The following is a 17,923-nucleotide window of genomic DNA, read 5'->3' on the forward strand; positions in this document are numbered from 1 at the left end:
CCCCCTCCATCAGGCAGTTTCCCAGACATTACTCACCCGTCCGCCGCTCGTCACCCAGGGAGCAAGCTCCCCTGTGCTACCGCTCGACTTGCATGTGTTAAGCCTGCCGCCAGCGTTCAATCTGAGCCATGATCAAACTCTTCAATTAAAAGCTTGATTTGCTAAGTTAATAGCGATGCTCAAAGATTACTGCATGAATTTTACTTACATGAGTCACTCTTTAAGACTTGATATTTTTTTGTTGCCGAAGCAACTGGATATCGTCTTTGTGAGTGCCCACACAGATTGTCTGATAAATTGTTAAAGAGCGTGGTTACCAAAACTTCCTGGTAACGCGGGAGGCAGATAATACGCTTTCCCGCTGAAGAGTCAACCTTTTTCTCTACAAGAGACAGTGTTTTCACCGGGTTGCTTCTTCCTGCCTAGGCGACTTGTCAGCCGTTGTTCCCGAGCAGTGGAGGCGCATTATAGGGAGTTCTCAGTTCACCGCAACCCCTAAATTCAATTTTTTGTTCAACCGTCTAATGTTTAATCAAAAGCCATCTAAAGTGGCAATTTTTTCAACGAGTTGAAGCCATATTCCTGCAATACGGGTGATATAGCATCAGTAGCCTGATTGAATGTCATACAATACGCCAGGTTCTCTTCCTGAGTTGAGATCAGATTCTCTTGGGTAGCGATCAGCCAAGCAGCCCGACGCGCAATCGCCGCCCCGGAATCCACTAATCGCGTCCCTTCAGGTAATACCTGCGTCAGTTCCTCAGCCAACAACGGGAAATGGGTACACCCCAGCACTACCGTGTCAGGTGGCTCACGCATGCTCAACCACGGCTGTAGTATTTTCTTTAGTGTCGCCATAGGTACTGGTTCACCGTGTAACTTGGCCTCGGCGAGTTCAACCAGTTCTGAGGAACCCAACAATTCGATTTTGCAATCCTTGGCGAAACGCTCAATCAATTCGCGCGTATAAGTGCGCTGAACCGTGCCACGAGTTGCTAATAAACCGACGATACCGTTAGCTGTGAGCTTAACCGCTGGTTTGATGGCAGGAACGACCCCCACCACCGGGAAGGTGAAGCTCTCTCGCAGCGCAGGTAAAGAAACGGTACTGGCAGTATTACAAGCGATGATAACGAGAGCCAAGGGGTGGTGTTGCTGAACCGCACTGACGATTTCCAGCACACGCTCAATGATAAATTCTTCGGATTTTTCACCATAGGGGAAAGCGACATTATCAAAGGCATATATATAGTGGAGATCCGGCAGCAATTGCCGAACCTCTTGATACACAGACAGCCCGCCGACACCGGAATCAAAGATCAATACCGAGGGGCGGGAGATCGCAGTGGTGTTAGAAGGTATAGCTTCCAGTGAGGTGGTATTCTCTTCCTGGTGTTGCGTAGCCATATGCCGTCTCATACTCTTTATCAAACAGGTTGGCGATTCTACCACGAACTGTCAGATGTGAGGTGACCGGATATGAGACAGCAACATCCCATAGACTGACACCCCCCAGTTTGACGCTCTGGTTAGGATAGACGTTATAGTTCTTATCATACCGCTCTCCTAAGTATTGATAAGTGACCGCCCAATCAAAATCATAAACCTGCCAATCCAATTCATATTTTACCAGTTGTTTGGAGCGACGCAGCAGTGTCTCATTAGTTTTGCGATTGCGCGGATCGACATAATCATAAGAAAGTTGATGAGTCAGCGGGCCGGTGTCAAATGACGCCGTGGCTTCAACCCCTTTAATCTTCGCCTGATCCACATTGTAATAAGCAAACTCACCCCCTTTTTGAGCGTAGTCGATCAGGTTATCGATATCGTTCTGATATCCCGTTACCCGCCAGCTTACCGGACCGGTCAAGCCTTCAAAACCGCCTTCCCACTGTTTGCTTTCTTCAGGCTTCAGGTCCGGGTTGCCCCAAGTACCGCCGTAAAGCTGGCCCAAATTTGGCCCTTTGAATGCTGTGCCGTAAGAGATAATGGCTCGATAACCTTCAATAAACTCCCATGAAGTACTGGCTTGCCAAGTATTGTGCCAACCAAACTGCGAGCTATCATCGCCACGTAGCGCGCCTTCCAAAATCACCGTATCAATTTGCTGCTGAGCTGTTAGATACAGACCGGTATTGCGCCGGCTTTTGCTATCCGTGATATAAGCCGTACCGGGTTCCAGCTTTTGCTCCTGCCAATCGACCCCAGTGCTGATGCTACCTTGCCCAACCTTGACGTTGTTGCCCCACTGAAGATTATATTGCGTGGTGTCATCCAGCGTAGACGAAACGGAATAACGACCATATTTCGGGTCATAATTATAATCTTTGCTATGGCTATAACTGGCCGTCAATTGCGTGGCATAAATACCTTGGTGATAGCGTAAGCCACTGTCCCAAGACTGACTGTATAGCTGGCGGGTATCCGGTAATGCATCAAAATTTACCGGGTCGTTAAAGCTATAGAAACCATCATAGGACGTGCGGTTATCGTAACCATAGCCGCGCACAAACCCCTGCAGTTGCCCACTGAATTGATGTTGCAGCTCACCATACAGCGACTTGCTCATAAAACCATCACGATCCGGTTGTGCCGGGTTACCAAAGCTGTCCGGCAGACCGGCGACCACATCATAACCTTTGCTATAGGTGTAATTACCCGCCATGGTGGCGATAGTTTTGTCACCCAATTGCTGCTGGGTCGCGCCGTCATAAGCCTGAAAACCATTGGAGCCGATGCCAGCCGAAAGGGTAGAACCATTCTTTTCACGGGTGGTTATAATGTTGACCACCCCACCAATCGCGTCTGAGCCATAGACTGCCGAGCGGGAGCCACGGATAAACTCCACTCTCTGTACCAGTGAAATGGGGATTTGGCTCAGATCAGAAGAGCCACTGATCCCTGCCTGGTTCAAGCGGACACCATTAATCAATAGCAGGACATGCCGTGATTCTGTACCACGGATAAATAGTGCGGAGCTCTGCCCCATCCCGCCATTTTGCGCGATATCCACCCCTGGCAAACGGCGCATAACATCAACCAGGCTTTTAGCCTGCCAACGCTCAATATCATTACGGGTCACAATAGAGGTGGGAGCTAACACGGAGGAAACTGGCTGAGGAAAGCGATTGGCTGTCACCACCAGGTTGTCACTATCATTGGTTACGGTGTTGTCTTGCGCCCATGCTGAAAGTGCTGTTGTGGAGGAAACCACCACCAGCAGTACATTTTTTATCATTGTCATTACGAAAAGCATCCAAACTTATCATTGGCGGATGCCGCAGAGCCACGGCCGATAATCGCGACAGCTATGGATATTGCGACGTACACCGGCAGGTTTTCGGGCTTGGGATTTGCTGATTGCCATTAGCAACCCGCACCGGGCGATGACTTCCCATCCAGCAGTGGACAGTGTCTATGTTGTTTAAACCTGATATACCCTTGGTTTTTTAGGCTGCAGAGCCGTTATGCTGGCCGACTTGTTACACTATTGCCGCTATCTGCACCTTGAATAAACCCGAGCATCAACTCAAGATTAAAACGCTATCGCCGTGACTTCCCCATACCGCTGCGCGTCAGCTCCAGATTTGCACTGGATTCCCTTTTCACTCGCTGCTTGAGACCGGACGCTCATGCTACCGCCAATAAAAATGGATGTCTAGATTGCCAATTGTGTTTCAAATTAGCACCGGACAAAGTTGGACTTCATCGAACGATGCCCTACAATCGCCGCTGTTCCAATTAGCCTGACGAGAATGAACCATGACGCCCGAGACTTTGCCCACTGAACGCTATGATGATCAACTGGCAGAAAAAACTGCCCGCCTGAAGACCATGATGTCTCCGTTTATGGCACCCGAGCCGGAAGTGTTTCGCTCGCCAGTCAGCCACTATCGCATGCGGGCAGAGTTCCGTATCTGGCATGATGAAGAAGATATGTATCACATCATGTTTGATCAGCAGACCAAACAACGCATTCGTGTAGATTCTTTCCCTGCGGCCAGTGAGCTGATCAACCGCCTGATGAGCGCGTTAATGGCAGCACTCAAGCCCAACCCGGTGCTTCGCCATAAATTATTCCAAATTGATTATCTCTCTACCCAGAGCGGGAAAATCATTGCCTCTTTACTGTACCATCGCAAATTAGACGAGCAGTGGCAGCAAGCGGCCTCAGCATTGCGTGATACCTTACGTGCACAGGGGTTCGACCTCCAACTTATTGGCCGAGCCTCAAAAATGAAGGTGGTACTGGATCAGGATTATATTGATGAAGTCCTGCCCGTTGGCGGCCGTAATATGATTTATCGGCAGGTGGAGAACAGCTTCACTCAGCCCAATGCGGCGATCAACGTGCAAATGTTGGAATGGGCGCTAGAAGTAACTCAGGATTCAAAAGGCGACCTACTGGAACTGTATTGCGGTAACGGTAACTTCTCACTGGCACTGGCGCGCAACTTCGAACGGGTGTTGGCCACTGAGATCGCTAAACCGTCGGTGGCTGCAGCGCAATACAACATCGCTGCCAATCATATCGACAACGTACAGATTATCCGTATGGCCGCCGAAGATTTCACCCAAGCGATGCAGGGAGTACGTGAGTTCAACCGGTTAAAGGGGATCGACTTGAGCAGTTACCACTGCGAGACGATTTTCGTCGATCCTCCGCGTAGTGGGTTAGATGCTGAAACAATAAAGATGGTACAAGCCTATCCGCGCATCCTTTATATCTCCTGCAACCCGGAAACACTGTGTGCCAACCTCGACACGTTGCAAGCCACACACAAAATTACCCGCCTGGCACTGTTTGATCAGTTCCCTTACACCCACCATATGGAAGCGGGTGTGATGCTAGAGCGCATTGAATGCAAATAGTGGCCTGACGCCCAATGAATCAGAGCGGCAATTAATGGGCATGCTCGCAACTCGGTGACCAATTTTTCTTGACCACTACAATCCGCTCAATCGTGTTTTTCTCTTGAGCTCTCTGGAAACAGTGGATTGACTGATGCTTAGCAGTTTAGCGATACGACTTTGCGAGCAACTGCTTTTCTTTAGGGCTTCGATCTGGCATCGTTGACCCTTGGTCAGTTGTCGATATTGTCTCATTTTGTGCATCTCTTGCTGGAAAGCAAAAGGTGAGCTTACCAGCAGCTAACCTTTCCTTCTCAGCTATCGCAAGTTACGCACTTGGTAGTTGAATCTAAGTCTGATTAAACGGACTGACCGGTTCAGAAATCAAATTCTATTGTATCATCATGACCTGCAAGCCTGATCGGCTCGGGAACATGTTTACGGCGAACGATTTTTTCTGGATAACTTAGGAAGTGTTTTTCAAAAACACGGATAAGCGCGTCATTCCAGGTCGCATTTATTCTGGCGCGAATGTCATGCGGCTCCATGACGATTATGTTATAACGTTGATTAATTGAATTCTGTTCTTGAAATTTACGAAGAGACTCTCTCGAATCTTCACCAAGCTTCCCGGTAGTCCATAATTCAACGTTAATTTCAGCGTTGGGATATTCCCTTTTTGCATAGCTAAAGAATACCGGCACCTGCTTAGCAATCCATCTCTTCACATCCTCATGTCTCACCGTCGAATATGGCTTATAGCCCTTGCACTCAATGAAGGTAATTTTCGCATTTCCCTTCAGACTAAGAACATCACATTCTGCCGTATCCCCCTTATGAGATTTACATATTTTTCCAACCTCAACATCCTTACTGTCTATACGCAAGGTCTCTGCGACAATATATTCAAACAAATCCCCCTGAAGCTGATTAGTCGCGCCGGCTATATTCGCCAGCTTGGACATGATGTCATCTATTGCGGCTATATTATCCTTTAAGCTGAGCGTTATGGAGCCGACAAGATCCCGTAGCTGCAAAAGTGCATCAGCAAAGTCTTTCCCGAACAGATTTTCCGGCGTGGCGGGTATTATCCCGGCACGCTTCATTTCCAGAAATACCTCTTCACTGTATTCATCGGCGATGAACATAAACAGGCATCTGGGGCTGTTCCTGAGGCTGTTTATAGAGCGACATTTTGTAATAAAGGGCTTGAGATGCACCAGACTGAGTTTACAGCCCAAAAGCATATCGCAGACAAAGAAACCAGGCCGGATTTCACCTGACCGGGAGAACTGCAGAAGAGGATTAAGATAAGATGCTGCAGTGACGTCAAAATCAAAATTTGCCACGCAGGGAGTCTGATCCGAATTGAGTTCCTCTCGCGTACGCAGCGTGTCGTAACTAATGATGCCATTGTTACGGATCCACTGCCCCAGGGATTTCATCAGAACTGACTCGGTGAGCAGCCTGGCTTTCAGGGGATGGAGCGCACGCAGATAACCGTTATCATTTTTTTCTGTCAGCGCAACACACTCACCCAGACCTGGTAACGTAACGACCCTGACCATTTTGTACTGAAGCAGACCATCCAAAACTGACTTCCAGGATAATCTGTTTTTCATTGCTACCGGCGAACCGCAGGCCGCAGAAAAATTTCTGACCGGCAGGATCCCCCCGCGCGCCCTGAGGCAACTCAGTGCGAGACCGTAGGCCGAGCCGGTATCAAGAAGGGCCGTATTGAGACTGGACCAGTAGCGCCCGGTACCATACTGCTGTTTCAGATAAACAAATCGCTCGCGCTTGGGGAAAAGCTTATCAACACAGTGAATCTGCCCTGCAGAAGCAGCCCGGGAAATCTGTTTGCGCGCGGTATCACGGTTAACTCCCAGGGTTTTCAGCATTTCCTCTACAAGTACAGAGCTAAGGCAAGGACCGATTTTGAGTAATGAAGTAGCTATAAATGATGTCATCTTTCGCTCGTATGTCACACTGCGTATTTAATAAAAACAATACATAATCAGTAGAGAAACAAAAAAGACTGAATTTTTAGTTCATTAAATTCAGAAACTTAAACGAAAAAAATGAGGCGCCTTAGATTATCCGTCACAAACTCATGTTATCTGTAATAAATTTTGTCACATATAGACTCAGTATGGATGACATCTTCAACGCTACGAGATTTTGCCATAGATCTCATGCGAATTTGTGAATTCAACGTTCACAATTGCATCGCCAGAAACGGATATACCATGTCGATCAATACCGAACACAGCGCCGCTATCCGGCGGCAGTTCTCTAACAGACGTATATGCGTAACTAAGCGCAGCTTCAAGCGCACCTTCTTCATAATCAATATCCGCCCTGAAACAGACTATGCAAGGTTTCAGCACCTTAAGATAATGTCCTGTAAGATCTTGCCCATGCTTTTTTTGGTAAGCATTGCAGACATCCTCTACCAGTTCCGGCAGACGCATATAATCGTGCTGCCAGAGTTTTCGGGTATGAAGATGGATCTCCCGTACAAGATGCCCGAATGGCCCCCAGTGCATTTTGTTTGTAGTTCGCAACCGGAAGAGTTTGTCAGGTACGCCAGCATGAAAATTCCAGGCCTGCAATTTCTCTTTAACCTCAGCGTCTGGTGCCAGATTTACCAGCATGTCCATCACCAGTGACTCAGCCTGGTTCAGCGCAAGTAAACCCTCTTCAAAAGTATTGTCAGCTAAAGTGCGGGTACCGTGAAACCAGTATGCGGTGGTGAACTCACCCGTAGAACCCAGTTCCGTACATACGTACTCTCTCAGATACTGTTGTGAGTCGACCATAATGGAATGATCTGTCTCGTAAATCTGCTCAATATCGAGCGATAACAACACATTCTTTAGCTCCATTACGCTACAACCAAAACCGGTAGAAAGCGTAAGCAGCGCCTGAGATCGTGTTGAACAATCGAGAGTAAACATAATTACGTTCCTTACACACCGTCAGAAGCTGGGGTGCCTCGGTGGCTTCTCATATTGGCGAGCAGCAAAGCCGCATAATATTTTAGAAAGGGTAGAAGCTCCGGGGCGCTGAAAATTGCATAGGCACGGCCTGCACCATGTGTCTCTTTAAAGACTATCTGATCAACCAAGCGTGCATCGCTGATGGATTCAACCTGAACACAGAAATGCGCCACAGAATTTCGCATTTTATGAATTAGCTCTCTTAAGTTCATTTCCTCACCCGGTAACTGCGACTGGTTTAATCCAATTTCAGCTTTAAGCTTCAGCGTTAAACGGTCTGACGGTAGGTAAGAAACAGCGCGCTCTTTCGGCATCACGATTAGACCCAGAAGACAGTTCAGCGTAAGCGTGTAGTTGTACTGCTCAGGGAATGGCTTGCCCTCAATCATGGCGTTGTATTGATCGATTAGGGCCAGCGTTCTTTCAATAAAATCAGTCTCAAAGTCAGAATAGTTTCCCATTAAATCCTCCTGTGGTGATAGAAAATCAAACTATACCATCCAGAGATACTTAGGGTTCATCCCGAATTCTGCAGCGACCCCAACTACCTTACCTGTTTACCATTTTCGGCTGGGTTCGGTGCACACATGACTGTGATTCATAGATGACGCTCAGCGTTATTTTTTCCTAGCCATCCATTCATGTGTTCTTTCTATCAAACTCTGAATTTGTTCTGAATAAACCTCGATAAAGGCCTTATTTTCAATGGTCACTTCATCGCCATCAACTTCAACAAAAGCGCCATCCTTCCTTGCTCCCCAGAAGTGTCCTTTCCTCCCATAAACCCTTAGCAGTGGCAAAATATCCTTGATACCGAAACGCTCTACAAACTCGTCATAGATACTCATAATGTTTGCCCATTCCGGGAGTTGTTCTGCCTCAATACCCAGGAGGATAACGCCAGACTGAAACTCCCACGCCTGACGAACTTCAATAAACTCAGGTTCAGGCCATATTTCCTCTTTTGCAAAAATACTTAGTCCATTGTATTTCTGAGAGAAAGCCAGAAAGTTACCAGGAATTTTGATGCCTGTGGTTTTTTCAACCAGATCAGTAGATTCCTGTGACGGTGGGCGCGATATGACAAGATCAAATTCATCTCTGCTGACTGTCTTAGCAATTTTTATCATTTCATTGCAGAATTGTTCTGATGACATTAATTAATATTCCTTTTTAATAAAATAACGGTGATAGCTCCAATCAGTAGAACTAAATTTACCATAACACCCGTTATCGGCATTACTGAAAATGTGAACGCAATCGAATAAGCATAAAAATAATTCACCAATAGATTGAAACACTGATTAGCCCGCTTACATAGATAATACGCGGCATAATTTCGTACCGCCAAGGACTTAGTCCCTCAAACGAGTAAGTGAGGAAAGACAGATGGCAAAATATCGGTCTGGGCAAGATGTCCCAAAACAGGTACATATGGTCAATATCATGATACCGATAACTCATATGCCGGTTTTGAATATGATCACCATGTGAGCAAAGGTGATAAATTCCCACCAAGCAAAAACAATCACTACTTCAAAGAGAAGTAGAATCACTTCGTTAGTCTTTACAAAAAGCCCTGCGGGGCTGTTTATACCTACAGATCACTCTGATTGAACATAACATCTATAATAAAAACTGATATTTGTTGTTTTTTTATACATAAAATGTATAAATCTCCTAGGATTATTCCAAGGAGATCATTCGAATGCTTAAGACTGTACATTTGTGTCTATTGTCAGCTTTAGTCACGTCTCTGTTTTTTAACAATATCGCCATAGCAAAAGATACAGTGTCAGACGAACAGGTAAAACAGTCCATCATTAATGAATCAATAGCAGCCTATCCTGGAACGTGTGCATGCCCCTTTAACACTGCAAGAAATGGCAGCTCTTGTGGCGGTCGCAGCGCATGGAGTAAAGCTGGAGGGTATTCACCGATCTGCTACAAAAAAGAAGTCACGAAAGAGATGATCAAACAATGGCGGGATTCTCACTCAATCAATAATTGAAGCTATCCTCTCATTCAATCAATGCCTCTCACCCAGCCGCATGTTATTCCTGATAGCCACACTTTGAATTTAACATAAAACTAGTTCCAAGCATCGCCAGAATGTCTCTGGCGGCGTTTCCGGTAGCTAAGGGATGAAACCCACCGGAAACCCGCCTGATAAATATTAACCTGATGCATACCTATGCAACCAGATGATTTGACCGCTGTTTTACGTCAAACAGATGATGTAAGCCCTGTTTAGACACAAGTCCCCCTTCTGAGCCGTCAAAGCGCCGCTCCTGGCCCTTCACCAATATACGATTTTCGGGCTTTGCCCGGCTACACTCCCACCATGAGCAACACCTCACACTACGAAAATGCCAACTTCCTGCGGGAACTGGCAGAGAGTCTGCCCAGAATATTGCCTACGGGAGGCGCAGACAAAGCAACACTGCTGCAACGTCTCACTAACGAAGAACTGTCACAGGCCGAATATGAAGAACAGATCCGCGCCAGAGTGACGGCCGCACGTGCAGACACACGGCTGCAACATGGCGCCTGAGTCGATCACGGTTTGGCATCCTGCCAATCACTCCGGGAATTAATGCTTTCTTACACGGTCTCCATGGCTGATTTTTACGCTCTCTTACTCCCGCTTTCCGTACGTTTTCGCATGGTTGGCCCTCAATCCCCGATCCCGCCGTTATTCTTGAATGTATAAGCTATAGCTTATGCACGGAGAGATAAATGTAGACCGTAATTTTAAGCCAGTGGTTTGCTCACTGACTCAGTGAGCAAGTAAGCCGCATTGATTGAGGCTTACTTGGGGTGAGTTTGGAACGGGAAGCCTGTTTTTTGAATAGACCACGTTATCGCAATAGGGCGGTAGCCCTGCGGGCAAGTGGCGCGGCACTTGCCCGCAGGTATTATTGTGGCGATTTGTTTATTGTGGTGAATTGTCTTCTGGCACTTTACGTGTCTTTAGTTTGAAACCAATCCAAAATACCAGTGCTACGCAGAGAATAGAGGGGATAAAGTTGGAACCTATCTGTGGAAATTGCACACGTATCATGGTGCTGTAGCCGAAAATACCTAACAGAAAACAAGCGGCAGCCAGTTTGGGCATCCCCTCCAACATCGGCTGGTTCAAATAGCGCTGATGCAGGCAATACACCGCCAGCACTAACGCAATCAATGGGAAGAGAGAAAACGGCACCACCGAACTAAATAGTGCAGCAAAAGAGCCGTTCATCGACAAACCAGTAATTAAAGCCAGCAATAATGTGCCATTCTCACAGTTTGGTTTTTCCATCGTTTTCACCTTGTTAATCTTGGGATACAGAGACTTTTTCCTGTTCGCGGCGATTCCAGTAACAGGCGCCTTTTGAAATCATCCGCAATTGCAACACTAATCGTTCTTCAAGCTGACGCCGTTGACCACTATCAATATCCAACGCTTCCGCACCGGCACTGAACACAATGGTAACCATCGCTTCCGCTTGTGCTTCGGTAAAACTACGGGGCATATGGTTTTCCAGCTCAAGGTAATCGGCCAGTTCAGCAATAAAATGTTGAATTTCTCGTGCCACCGCAGCACGGAATGCCGCCGATGTCCCCGAGCGCTCACGCAGCAATAGTCGGAATGCATTAGGATTATTGCCAATAAACTCCATAAAAGTAGACACCGAGGTGCGGATAACGCTGCCACCTTTGGCAATACGCTGGCGTGCCTGGCGCATTAACTGGCGCAGCATCAGGCCGCTTTCATCCACCATGGTCAGCCCCAGCTCATCCACATCACGAAAATGGCGATAAAACGAGGTGGGGGCAATACCCGCCTCTCGTGAGACCTCGCGCAGGCTTAGACTAGCAAAACTACGTTCGGCACTGAGCTGGCTAAAGGCAGCCTCGATGAGCGACCGACGCGTCCGTTCTTTTTGTTGTGCTCTGATGCCTATATGCATATCCGAATACTTCCATTCTCTAAATCTCACCCTGCTGAACTGGCAATATAGCAAATTTATCATCGGCGCATTTAACAAACACGCTTTATGCCCACTTGATCCCAAGTTGCAACCTGCACTCAATCTGAATCAACTTGGGGATAGCCGCTCACAATGTTAAGATAAGGTTGTTTTTTTGTATAGACAGGTCACGCTAACATGCAACAAAACTATCAATTTGATGCCATTGTTATTGGCTCAGGCCCTGGCGGTGAAGGTGCTGCAATGGGGCTGGTGAAGCAAGGTGCCCACGTAGCGGTGGTGGAACGATACAGTAACGTCGGTGGCGGCTGCACTCACTGGGGAACCATCCCCTCCAAAGCCCTGCGCCACGCGGTGAGTCGCATTATCGAATTCAACCAGAACCCACTTTACAACAACGCCCGCACACTCAGTGCCACCTTTCCTGATATTTTGCACCACGCAGACAATGTGATTAACCAGCAAACACGCATGCGACAAGGGTTTTACGAACGTAACCAATGCAAACTGTTTGCCGGTGATGCTTGCTTTATCGATGCCAATACCATCAGCGTAAAATATCAGGATGGCTCACAAGATATCCTTCGCGCTGACCATATCGTCATTGCCAGTGGTTCACGCCCTTACCACCCCAGTAACGTCGATTTTAAGCACCCCCGTATTTACGACAGCGATTCCATTCTGGAGCTGAACCACGAACCACGCCATATCATTATCTATGGTGCCGGCGTGATTGGCTGTGAATACGCTTCAATTTTCCGTGGCTTGAACGTAAAAGTGGACCTGATCAATACCCGTGATCGTCTGCTGGCCTTTCTCGATCAGGAAATGTCGGACTCTCTTTCTTATCACTTCTGGAATAACGGCGTGGTGATCCGCCACAACGAAGAGTTCGATCAGATCCAAGGTACCGATAACGGCGTGGTTGTTCATCTCAAATCCGGCAAAAAAGTGAAAGCGGATTGTCTGCTCTACGCCAATGGCCGCACCGGCAATACCCACTCACTGAAGTTGGAGAACGTGGGGTTAACATCCGATAGCCGTGGCCTGCTGAAGGTCAATAACCAGTATCAAACCGCAGTGCCCCATATTTACGCCGTAGGTGACGTTATCGGTTATCCCAGTCTGGCCTCTGCCGCTTACGATCAAGGCCGCATCGCCGCACAGGCCATTTCTGGTGGCGAAGGGCACGGGCATTTGATCGAAGATATCCCCACCGGCATTTACACCATTCCTGAAATCAGCTCTGTCGGGAAAACCGAGCAACAACTCACCGCCATGAAAGTCCCGTATGAAGTCGGTCGGGCACAATTCAAACATTTGGCGCGTGCACAAATTGCCGGGATGAATGTGGGTAGCCTAAAGATTCTGTTTCACCGGGAAACACTACAAATCCTCGGCATCCACTGTTTTGGCGAACGAGCGGCAGAGATCATTCATATCGGCCAGGCCATCATGGAACAGAAAGGTGAAGGTAATACCATTGCGTATTTTGTTAACACCACCTTCAACTATCCCACCATGGCTGAAGCCTATCGCGTGGCCGCACTCAACGGTTTAAATCGTCTGTTCTAAAACCGTGCTGAGATAATGCTGCATATGCTCGCGAATCGCCTCGGCTAACTGTTCGTAGCGGCTACGTAACGGGGAGCCCGGGCGATACACCAGCGCAATGGTACGTTGCGGCTTCGGTTGGTCGCAATCCAGGTAACAAACACCATCACGTTCACGCTCGCGCGGCACCGCCAATGCCGGTAGCAAGGTAATGCCACTACCCGCCGCCACCATATTACGCAACGTCTCCAGGCTGGTAGCGCGAAAGTGGGTATCTTCATCTGCCCCCGCCTGAAAGCAAAAGCCTAACGCCTGATCACGCAAACAGTGGCCATCTTCCAGCATCAGCAGTTTTTCCCCGGCCAAATCGGCCATCGCAACACGATCACGCCCTGCCCAGGGGTGATCAGCATAGATAGCCAACTTCATCTGCTCATCAAATAAGGGGACTTCGATAAATGCTTCGGTCTCTTTTACCGACGCCAGAATGGCGCAATCCAACTTGCCGCTATCAAGTTGCGCCAGCAATTGGTGGGTTTGCGCTTCATGCAGATACATTTCCAGCTTGGGAAAGGTTTTATGCAACAACGGAATAATGTGTGGTAACAGATACGGCCCCACGGTAGGGATCAAGCCAATATGTATTGGCCCGGACATCGCTTCACCCTGCTGGCTGGCCATTTCTTTCAGCACTTTCACTTCCCGCAGGATAGTACGCGCCTGTTCCACCAGCAGTAACCCCGACTGAGTGAATAACACTTTACGACTGGTCCGCTCAAGTAGCATCACGCCCAGTTCATCTTCCAGTTTACGGATCTGCCCACTCAATGTGGGTTGGCTGACATGGCACGAATCCGCTGCCCGCCGGAAGTGGCGGTGCTCAGCCAAAGCAATCAGATACTCCAAATCACGAATATTCATGGTTTTCCCGCGAGTGATAGTTAATAGCGATAAATAGAATGATAACAAATGATTTTAACTATCAAAAGAGCAGGGCGAAAATCAAGAGGAATACGGGTGAGAATTCTCTCGCCTTAATACTAGGCCCCCACCACGCGTTTATTTTGCGTAATACACAGCAGATTAATTGCCCAGCCGTTGCCGAACGCTTATTCAGCCGTCATTTTTATCCGTAGACTTTTATTGTGATACTAATAATGATACTGTCATAAGGGTGTGTGGATGAAAGAACTTAGCAACATCATCGAGATGTCTTCGCCAACGGCAGGCCAATATCAAATTTCATGAATTGGTAAAAATCTGCAACCGTTGGTTTGGCGCTCCACGGATGAGTAGTGGTAGTCACAAGGTTTACAGCATGCCATGGCCGGGGGATCCGCGAGTTAACATCCAACGTGCGGACAGCGGTATGGCAAAGGTTTATCAAGTCAGGCAGGTGATAGCTGCATTAGTCAGATTGGAGGAACAACATGGAAATACATGAGCATTATACTTACCGGATCACCTGGTCAGCAGAAGACGGCGAATACGTTGGGTTATGTACAGAATTCCCTTCTCTGTCTTGGTTGGCTTCAACCCGCACCGCCGCGCTGGATGGTATTGAACAGCTAGTGGCACAGGTGATAACAGACATGGCCACCAACGGCGAAACACCACCGCAAGCGCTAGCAGAGAAAAATTTCAGTGGCAAACTGGTACTGCGCCTGACGCCGGAACAGCACCGGCGCTTGGCCACCAGCGCCATGGAAGAAGGCGTTAGTCTAAATCGCTATCTGTGCGCACGGCTTGCCGGATAAATCCCTCAAGGCAGCAATAGGCTGCCTCAACTCAGTTTAAAACAAACGCTTTTTAGCTTCGCTAATGGCACTGGCAACCTGTAAAGGAGAAACGCCGCCTTTGGCTGCTCGTTTATCCAGGCAGGATTGCAGCGACAGAATCGGATAAACATCATCGCCAATAACATTGCTGAATTTTTGCAGGTCAGCCAGCGGCAAATCTTCCAGCGGTTTCCCCTGACGAATCGCTTCTACCACGGCTTCACCAACAATATGGTGCGCTTCGCGGAACGGCACACCTTTGGCAACCAGATAATCAGCCAACTCGGTGGCATTGGCATAACCTTGCTGTGCCGCTTCCTGGCAACGAGCGCGTTTTACCTGAATACCATCCAGCACTAACGCTGCCATCTGCAAACAGTCCATCCAGGTGTCGAGCGCATCAAACAGCCCTTCTTTATCTTCCTGCATGTCTTTGTTATAAGCCAGCGGCAAGCCTTTAAGCGTCATCATCATGCCCGTCAAGGCACCTTGCACACGGCCAGATTTACCACGGATCAGCTCCAACGCATCCGGGTTTTTCTTCTGTGGCATTAAGGATGAACCCGAGGTCACACGATCTGAAAGCTCGACAAATGCCGCTTCACCGCTATTAAAGAAGATCAGGTCTTCAGCAAAGCGCGACAGATGCACCATACTGATGGCCGCATTAGACAGCAGCTCCAGGACATGATCACGGTCAGAAACACTATCCAGGCTGTTACGGGTAGCAGAAGCAAAACCCATCCAACCCGCAAGCTGTTCACGGTCGATGGGATAGGCAGTTCCGGCCAAAGCGCCACTGCCTAATGGGCTGACATCCAGACGTTTCAGGCAATCCTGCAAGCGAGTTTCATCGCGCGCCAGCATCTCAACATAAGCCAGGCACCAATGGGCAAAAGTCACTGGTTGGGCACGCTGCAAGTGGGTATAGCCCGGCATTACGGCATCCTGGTTGGCTTCCGCCGTCATCACCAGCGCTTGCTGCAATTGTATAATCGCCTGATGCAACTCACTGACCTGATGTTTACACCATAGTTTCAGATCCGTCGCTACCTGGTCATTACGGCTACGGCCGGTGTGCAGTTTCTTGCCCAGATCACCGACTTGCTCGATCAGCTTCTGCTCTACCCAGCTGTGAATGTCTTCAGCATCGCTGTTGAGAATCACTAACGGGTCGGCCTGTACTTCCTTCAATAGCACCTGCAGTGCCTGTTCAAGTTGCTGTTGTTCTGCTGCCGTCAGTACGTTGACGGTCACCAACGCCTTTGACCAGGCAACGGAACCCACAATATCCTGTTCCGCCAGGCGATAGTCGAAGCGCAGAGAATCATTGAGTTGTTTAAACCGCAGGTCTGCCGCCTGACTGAACCGTCCGCCCCAAAGTGCCATAATCTTGCCCCTGTTTAAGTATGCGCAAGGGCGCAGCCTGTGCGCCCCTGATCTTGTTACTATTAACGTAATTCTTTATAACCTGGCGCACCAGTGACGAATACCACCCATCGGTGCGCCCTTCTCATCGCAGATTAGCGTTTATTCTCGTTCAACGCGCGAATACGTGAAGAGAGAGAGAATAAACGGATAAAACCGCCCGCATGGCTGTGATCGTAAACTTCGTCTTCACCAAAGGTCGCGAACTCTTCCGAGTATAGGCTGTTGGCTGATTTTTTCTGAATTGCCGTGACTTGGCCTTTATACAGTTGCAGCACCACTTCACCATTCACTTCTTCCGCTAACGCCTGTGCAGAAGCCTGAATGGAGCGACGCAACGGAGCAAACCAGCGACCATCGTAAACCACATAGGACATTTCCAGGCCCAGTTGTTCACGCCACTTAAAGCTGTCACGGTCCAGAACCAACTGCTCGATGCCACGCAGGGCCGCCACCATAATGGTGCCACCTGGGGTTTCATAGCAACCACGGGATTTAATGCCCACCAAGCGGTTTTCAACGATATCAATACGGCCAACACCGTGTTTGGCACCCACTACATTGAGGGTTTCCAAACATTTGTATGGGCTCATCGCCACACCGTTGACCGCCACTACGCAACCTTTTTCAACCGTCACCGTCACCTGCTCCGGTTGATCTGGTGCCTCCTGTGGGTCCACAGTCCATACCCAGCAATCCTTATTCGCAGCATTCCATGGGCTTTCCAGCACGCCCCCTTCCGTAGAGATATGCCAGGCGTTTTCGTCACGACTGTAGATTTTCTCCAGTGAAGCGGTAGTCGGGATATTACGCTCTTTCAGGTAATCCAGCAGCGCTTCACGGGAACGCAGGTTCCACTCACGCCACGGTGCCACCACTTTCAGTTGAGGTGCCAAGGCGGTATAGGTGGTTTCGAAACGCACCTGGTCGTTACCTTTACCGGTCGCACCATGGCACAGCGCATCTGCACCCACTTTCAACGCTAGTTCGACCTGAGCTTTGGCAATGATCGGGCGCGCCATTGAGGTACCCAGCAAATAGCTGCCCTCATACAGTGCCCCGGTCTGCAATACCGGATAAACATAATCACGGATAAACTCTTCACGCAGATCAGCCACATAGCAAGCTGAAGCACCAGACTGTAACGCTTTCTGCTCAACACCTTCCAGATCACCACGCTCCTGGCCAATGTCCGCCACAAAAGCGATCACTTCACAACCACCGTAGTTCTCTTTCAACCATGGAATGATCGCTGAAGTATCCAGACCACCGGAGTACGCCAGAACAATTTTCTTGATACCTTGGTTTTGCATTGTGTTATTCCCTTTCAATT

At 48.6% G+C, this 17,923-nt stretch carries 16 protein-coding genes, 1 rRNA gene, 1 pseudogene and 1 riboswitch; of the genes and pseudogenes, 5 read left to right on the forward strand and 13 right to left on the reverse strand.

The window, feature by feature from the left end; all coding sequences use genetic code 11:
• From IO95_RS19295 to btuB, 3 genes are all read right to left on the reverse strand, one after another.
• Positions 1–148 (reverse strand): 16S ribosomal RNA (locus IO95_RS19295); the annotation flags it as partial.
• A gap of 395 nt (positions 149–543) precedes the next feature.
• A complete protein-coding gene (murI, locus tag IO95_RS19300; protein WP_023489858.1) occupies positions 544–1,407 on the reverse strand; it encodes a glutamate racemase in 864 nt (287 codons plus the stop codon).
• Positions 1,352–3,244 carry a TonB-dependent vitamin B12 receptor BtuB gene (gene btuB / locus IO95_RS19305; protein ID WP_023489859.1) on the reverse strand — a complete coding sequence of 631 codons (1,893 nt, stop codon included), beginning with the start codon at positions 3,242–3,244 and terminating at the stop codon, positions 1,352–1,354. Before btuB ends, murI begins: the two co-directional genes overlap by 56 nt.
• 69 nt (positions 3,245–3,313) lie before the next feature.
• A riboswitch (cobalamin riboswitch) is annotated at positions 3,314–3,642 on the reverse strand.
• 120 nt (positions 3,643–3,762) lie between these two features.
• On the opposite strand from btuB, the gene trmA reads away from it, so the two are divergent.
• On the forward strand, positions 3,763–4,872 hold the full coding sequence (gene trmA / locus IO95_RS19310; RefSeq protein WP_023489860.1) for a tRNA (uridine(54)-C5)-methyltransferase TrmA: 1,110 nt from the start codon (positions 3,763–3,765) through the stop codon (positions 4,870–4,872).
• A gap of 75 nt (positions 4,873–4,947) precedes the next feature.
• Here the strand turns inward: trmA and IO95_RS26535 are convergent, their stop codons facing one another.
• The 5 genes from IO95_RS26535 to IO95_RS19330 form a co-directional block, all read right to left on the reverse strand.
• Positions 4,948–5,115, reverse strand: a complete 168-nt coding sequence (locus tag IO95_RS26535; protein WP_081878594.1) for a helix-turn-helix domain-containing protein — start codon at positions 5,113–5,115, stop codon at positions 4,948–4,950.
• A gap of 113 nt (positions 5,116–5,228) precedes the next feature.
• Positions 5,229–6,821 carry a hypothetical protein gene (locus IO95_RS19315; protein WP_037386739.1) on the reverse strand — a complete coding sequence of 531 codons (1,593 nt, stop codon included), beginning with the start codon at positions 6,819–6,821 and terminating at the stop codon, positions 5,229–5,231.
• A gap of 201 nt (positions 6,822–7,022) precedes the next feature.
• Positions 7,023–7,811 (reverse strand): hypothetical protein, encoded by a 789-nt coding sequence (locus IO95_RS19320; protein ID WP_023492746.1) that lies wholly within the window; start codon positions 7,809–7,811, stop codon positions 7,023–7,025.
• An 11-nt stretch (positions 7,812–7,822) separates the two neighbouring features.
• Positions 7,823–8,314, reverse strand: a complete 492-nt coding sequence (locus tag IO95_RS19325) for a HEPN family nuclease (protein ID WP_023492745.1) — start codon at positions 8,312–8,314, stop codon at positions 7,823–7,825.
• Positions 8,315–8,470: 156 nt separating this feature from the next.
• The gene (locus tag IO95_RS19330; protein ID WP_023492744.1) at positions 8,471–9,010 is read right to left on the reverse strand and encodes a hypothetical protein; all 540 of its coding nucleotides are present in this window, start codon (positions 9,008–9,010) and stop codon (positions 8,471–8,473) included.
• 551 nt (positions 9,011–9,561) lie between these two features.
• On the opposite strand from IO95_RS19330, the gene IO95_RS19335 reads away from it, so the two are divergent.
• Together IO95_RS19335 and IO95_RS19340 are read left to right on the forward strand one after the other, a co-directional pair.
• Positions 9,562–9,864, forward strand: a complete 303-nt coding sequence (locus IO95_RS19335) for a hypothetical protein (RefSeq protein WP_023490866.1) — start codon at positions 9,562–9,564, stop codon at positions 9,862–9,864.
• Between the two features lie 333 nt (positions 9,865–10,197).
• Positions 10,198–10,389: pseudogene (locus tag IO95_RS19340) on the forward strand (plasmid stabilization protein); the annotation flags it as partial.
• A 399-nt stretch (positions 10,390–10,788) separates the two neighbouring features.
• Here the strand turns inward: IO95_RS19340 and IO95_RS19345 are convergent.
• Both IO95_RS19345 and fabR read right to left on the reverse strand, forming a co-directional pair.
• On the reverse strand, positions 10,789–11,157 hold the full coding sequence (locus tag IO95_RS19345) for a YijD family membrane protein (protein WP_023490864.1): 369 nt from the start codon (positions 11,155–11,157) through the stop codon (positions 10,789–10,791).
• Positions 11,158–11,170: 13 nt separating this feature from the next.
• Positions 11,171–11,803: an HTH-type transcriptional repressor FabR gene (gene fabR, locus IO95_RS19350; protein ID WP_037386761.1), complete on the reverse strand. Its 633-nt coding sequence runs from the start codon at positions 11,801–11,803 to the stop codon at positions 11,171–11,173.
• A 204-nt stretch (positions 11,804–12,007) separates the two neighbouring features.
• On the opposite strand from fabR, the gene sthA reads away from it, so the two are divergent.
• A complete protein-coding gene (sthA, locus tag IO95_RS19355) occupies positions 12,008–13,405 on the forward strand; it encodes a Si-specific NAD(P)(+) transhydrogenase (protein ID WP_023490862.1) in 1,398 nt (465 codons plus the stop codon).
• On the opposite strand, the gene oxyR is transcribed toward sthA, so the two are convergent.
• On the reverse strand, positions 13,388–14,305 hold the full coding sequence (gene oxyR / locus IO95_RS19360; protein WP_023490861.1) for a DNA-binding transcriptional regulator OxyR: 918 nt from the start codon (positions 14,303–14,305) through the stop codon (positions 13,388–13,390). The genes sthA and oxyR overlap by 18 nt on opposite strands.
• A 509-nt stretch (positions 14,306–14,814) precedes the next feature.
• Here oxyR and IO95_RS19365 point away from each other — a divergent pair.
• Positions 14,815–15,141 carry a type II toxin-antitoxin system HicB family antitoxin gene (locus IO95_RS19365; protein WP_023490860.1) on the forward strand — a complete coding sequence of 109 codons (327 nt, stop codon included), beginning with the start codon at positions 14,815–14,817 and terminating at the stop codon, positions 15,139–15,141.
• Positions 15,142–15,177: 36 nt separating this feature from the next.
• Here IO95_RS19365 and argH read toward each other — a convergent pair whose 3' ends face one another.
• Together argH and IO95_RS19375 are read right to left on the reverse strand one after the other, a co-directional pair.
• Positions 15,178–16,551, reverse strand: a complete 1,374-nt coding sequence (argH, locus tag IO95_RS19370; RefSeq protein ID WP_023490859.1) for an argininosuccinate lyase — start codon at positions 16,549–16,551, stop codon at positions 15,178–15,180.
• 134 nt (positions 16,552–16,685) lie between these two features.
• Positions 16,686–17,903 (reverse strand): argininosuccinate synthase, encoded by a 1,218-nt coding sequence (locus IO95_RS19375; protein WP_023490858.1) that lies wholly within the window; start codon positions 17,901–17,903, stop codon positions 16,686–16,688.
• Positions 17,904–17,923 lie beyond the last annotated feature (20 nt).

This window comes from Serratia sp. DD3, assembly GCF_000496755.2.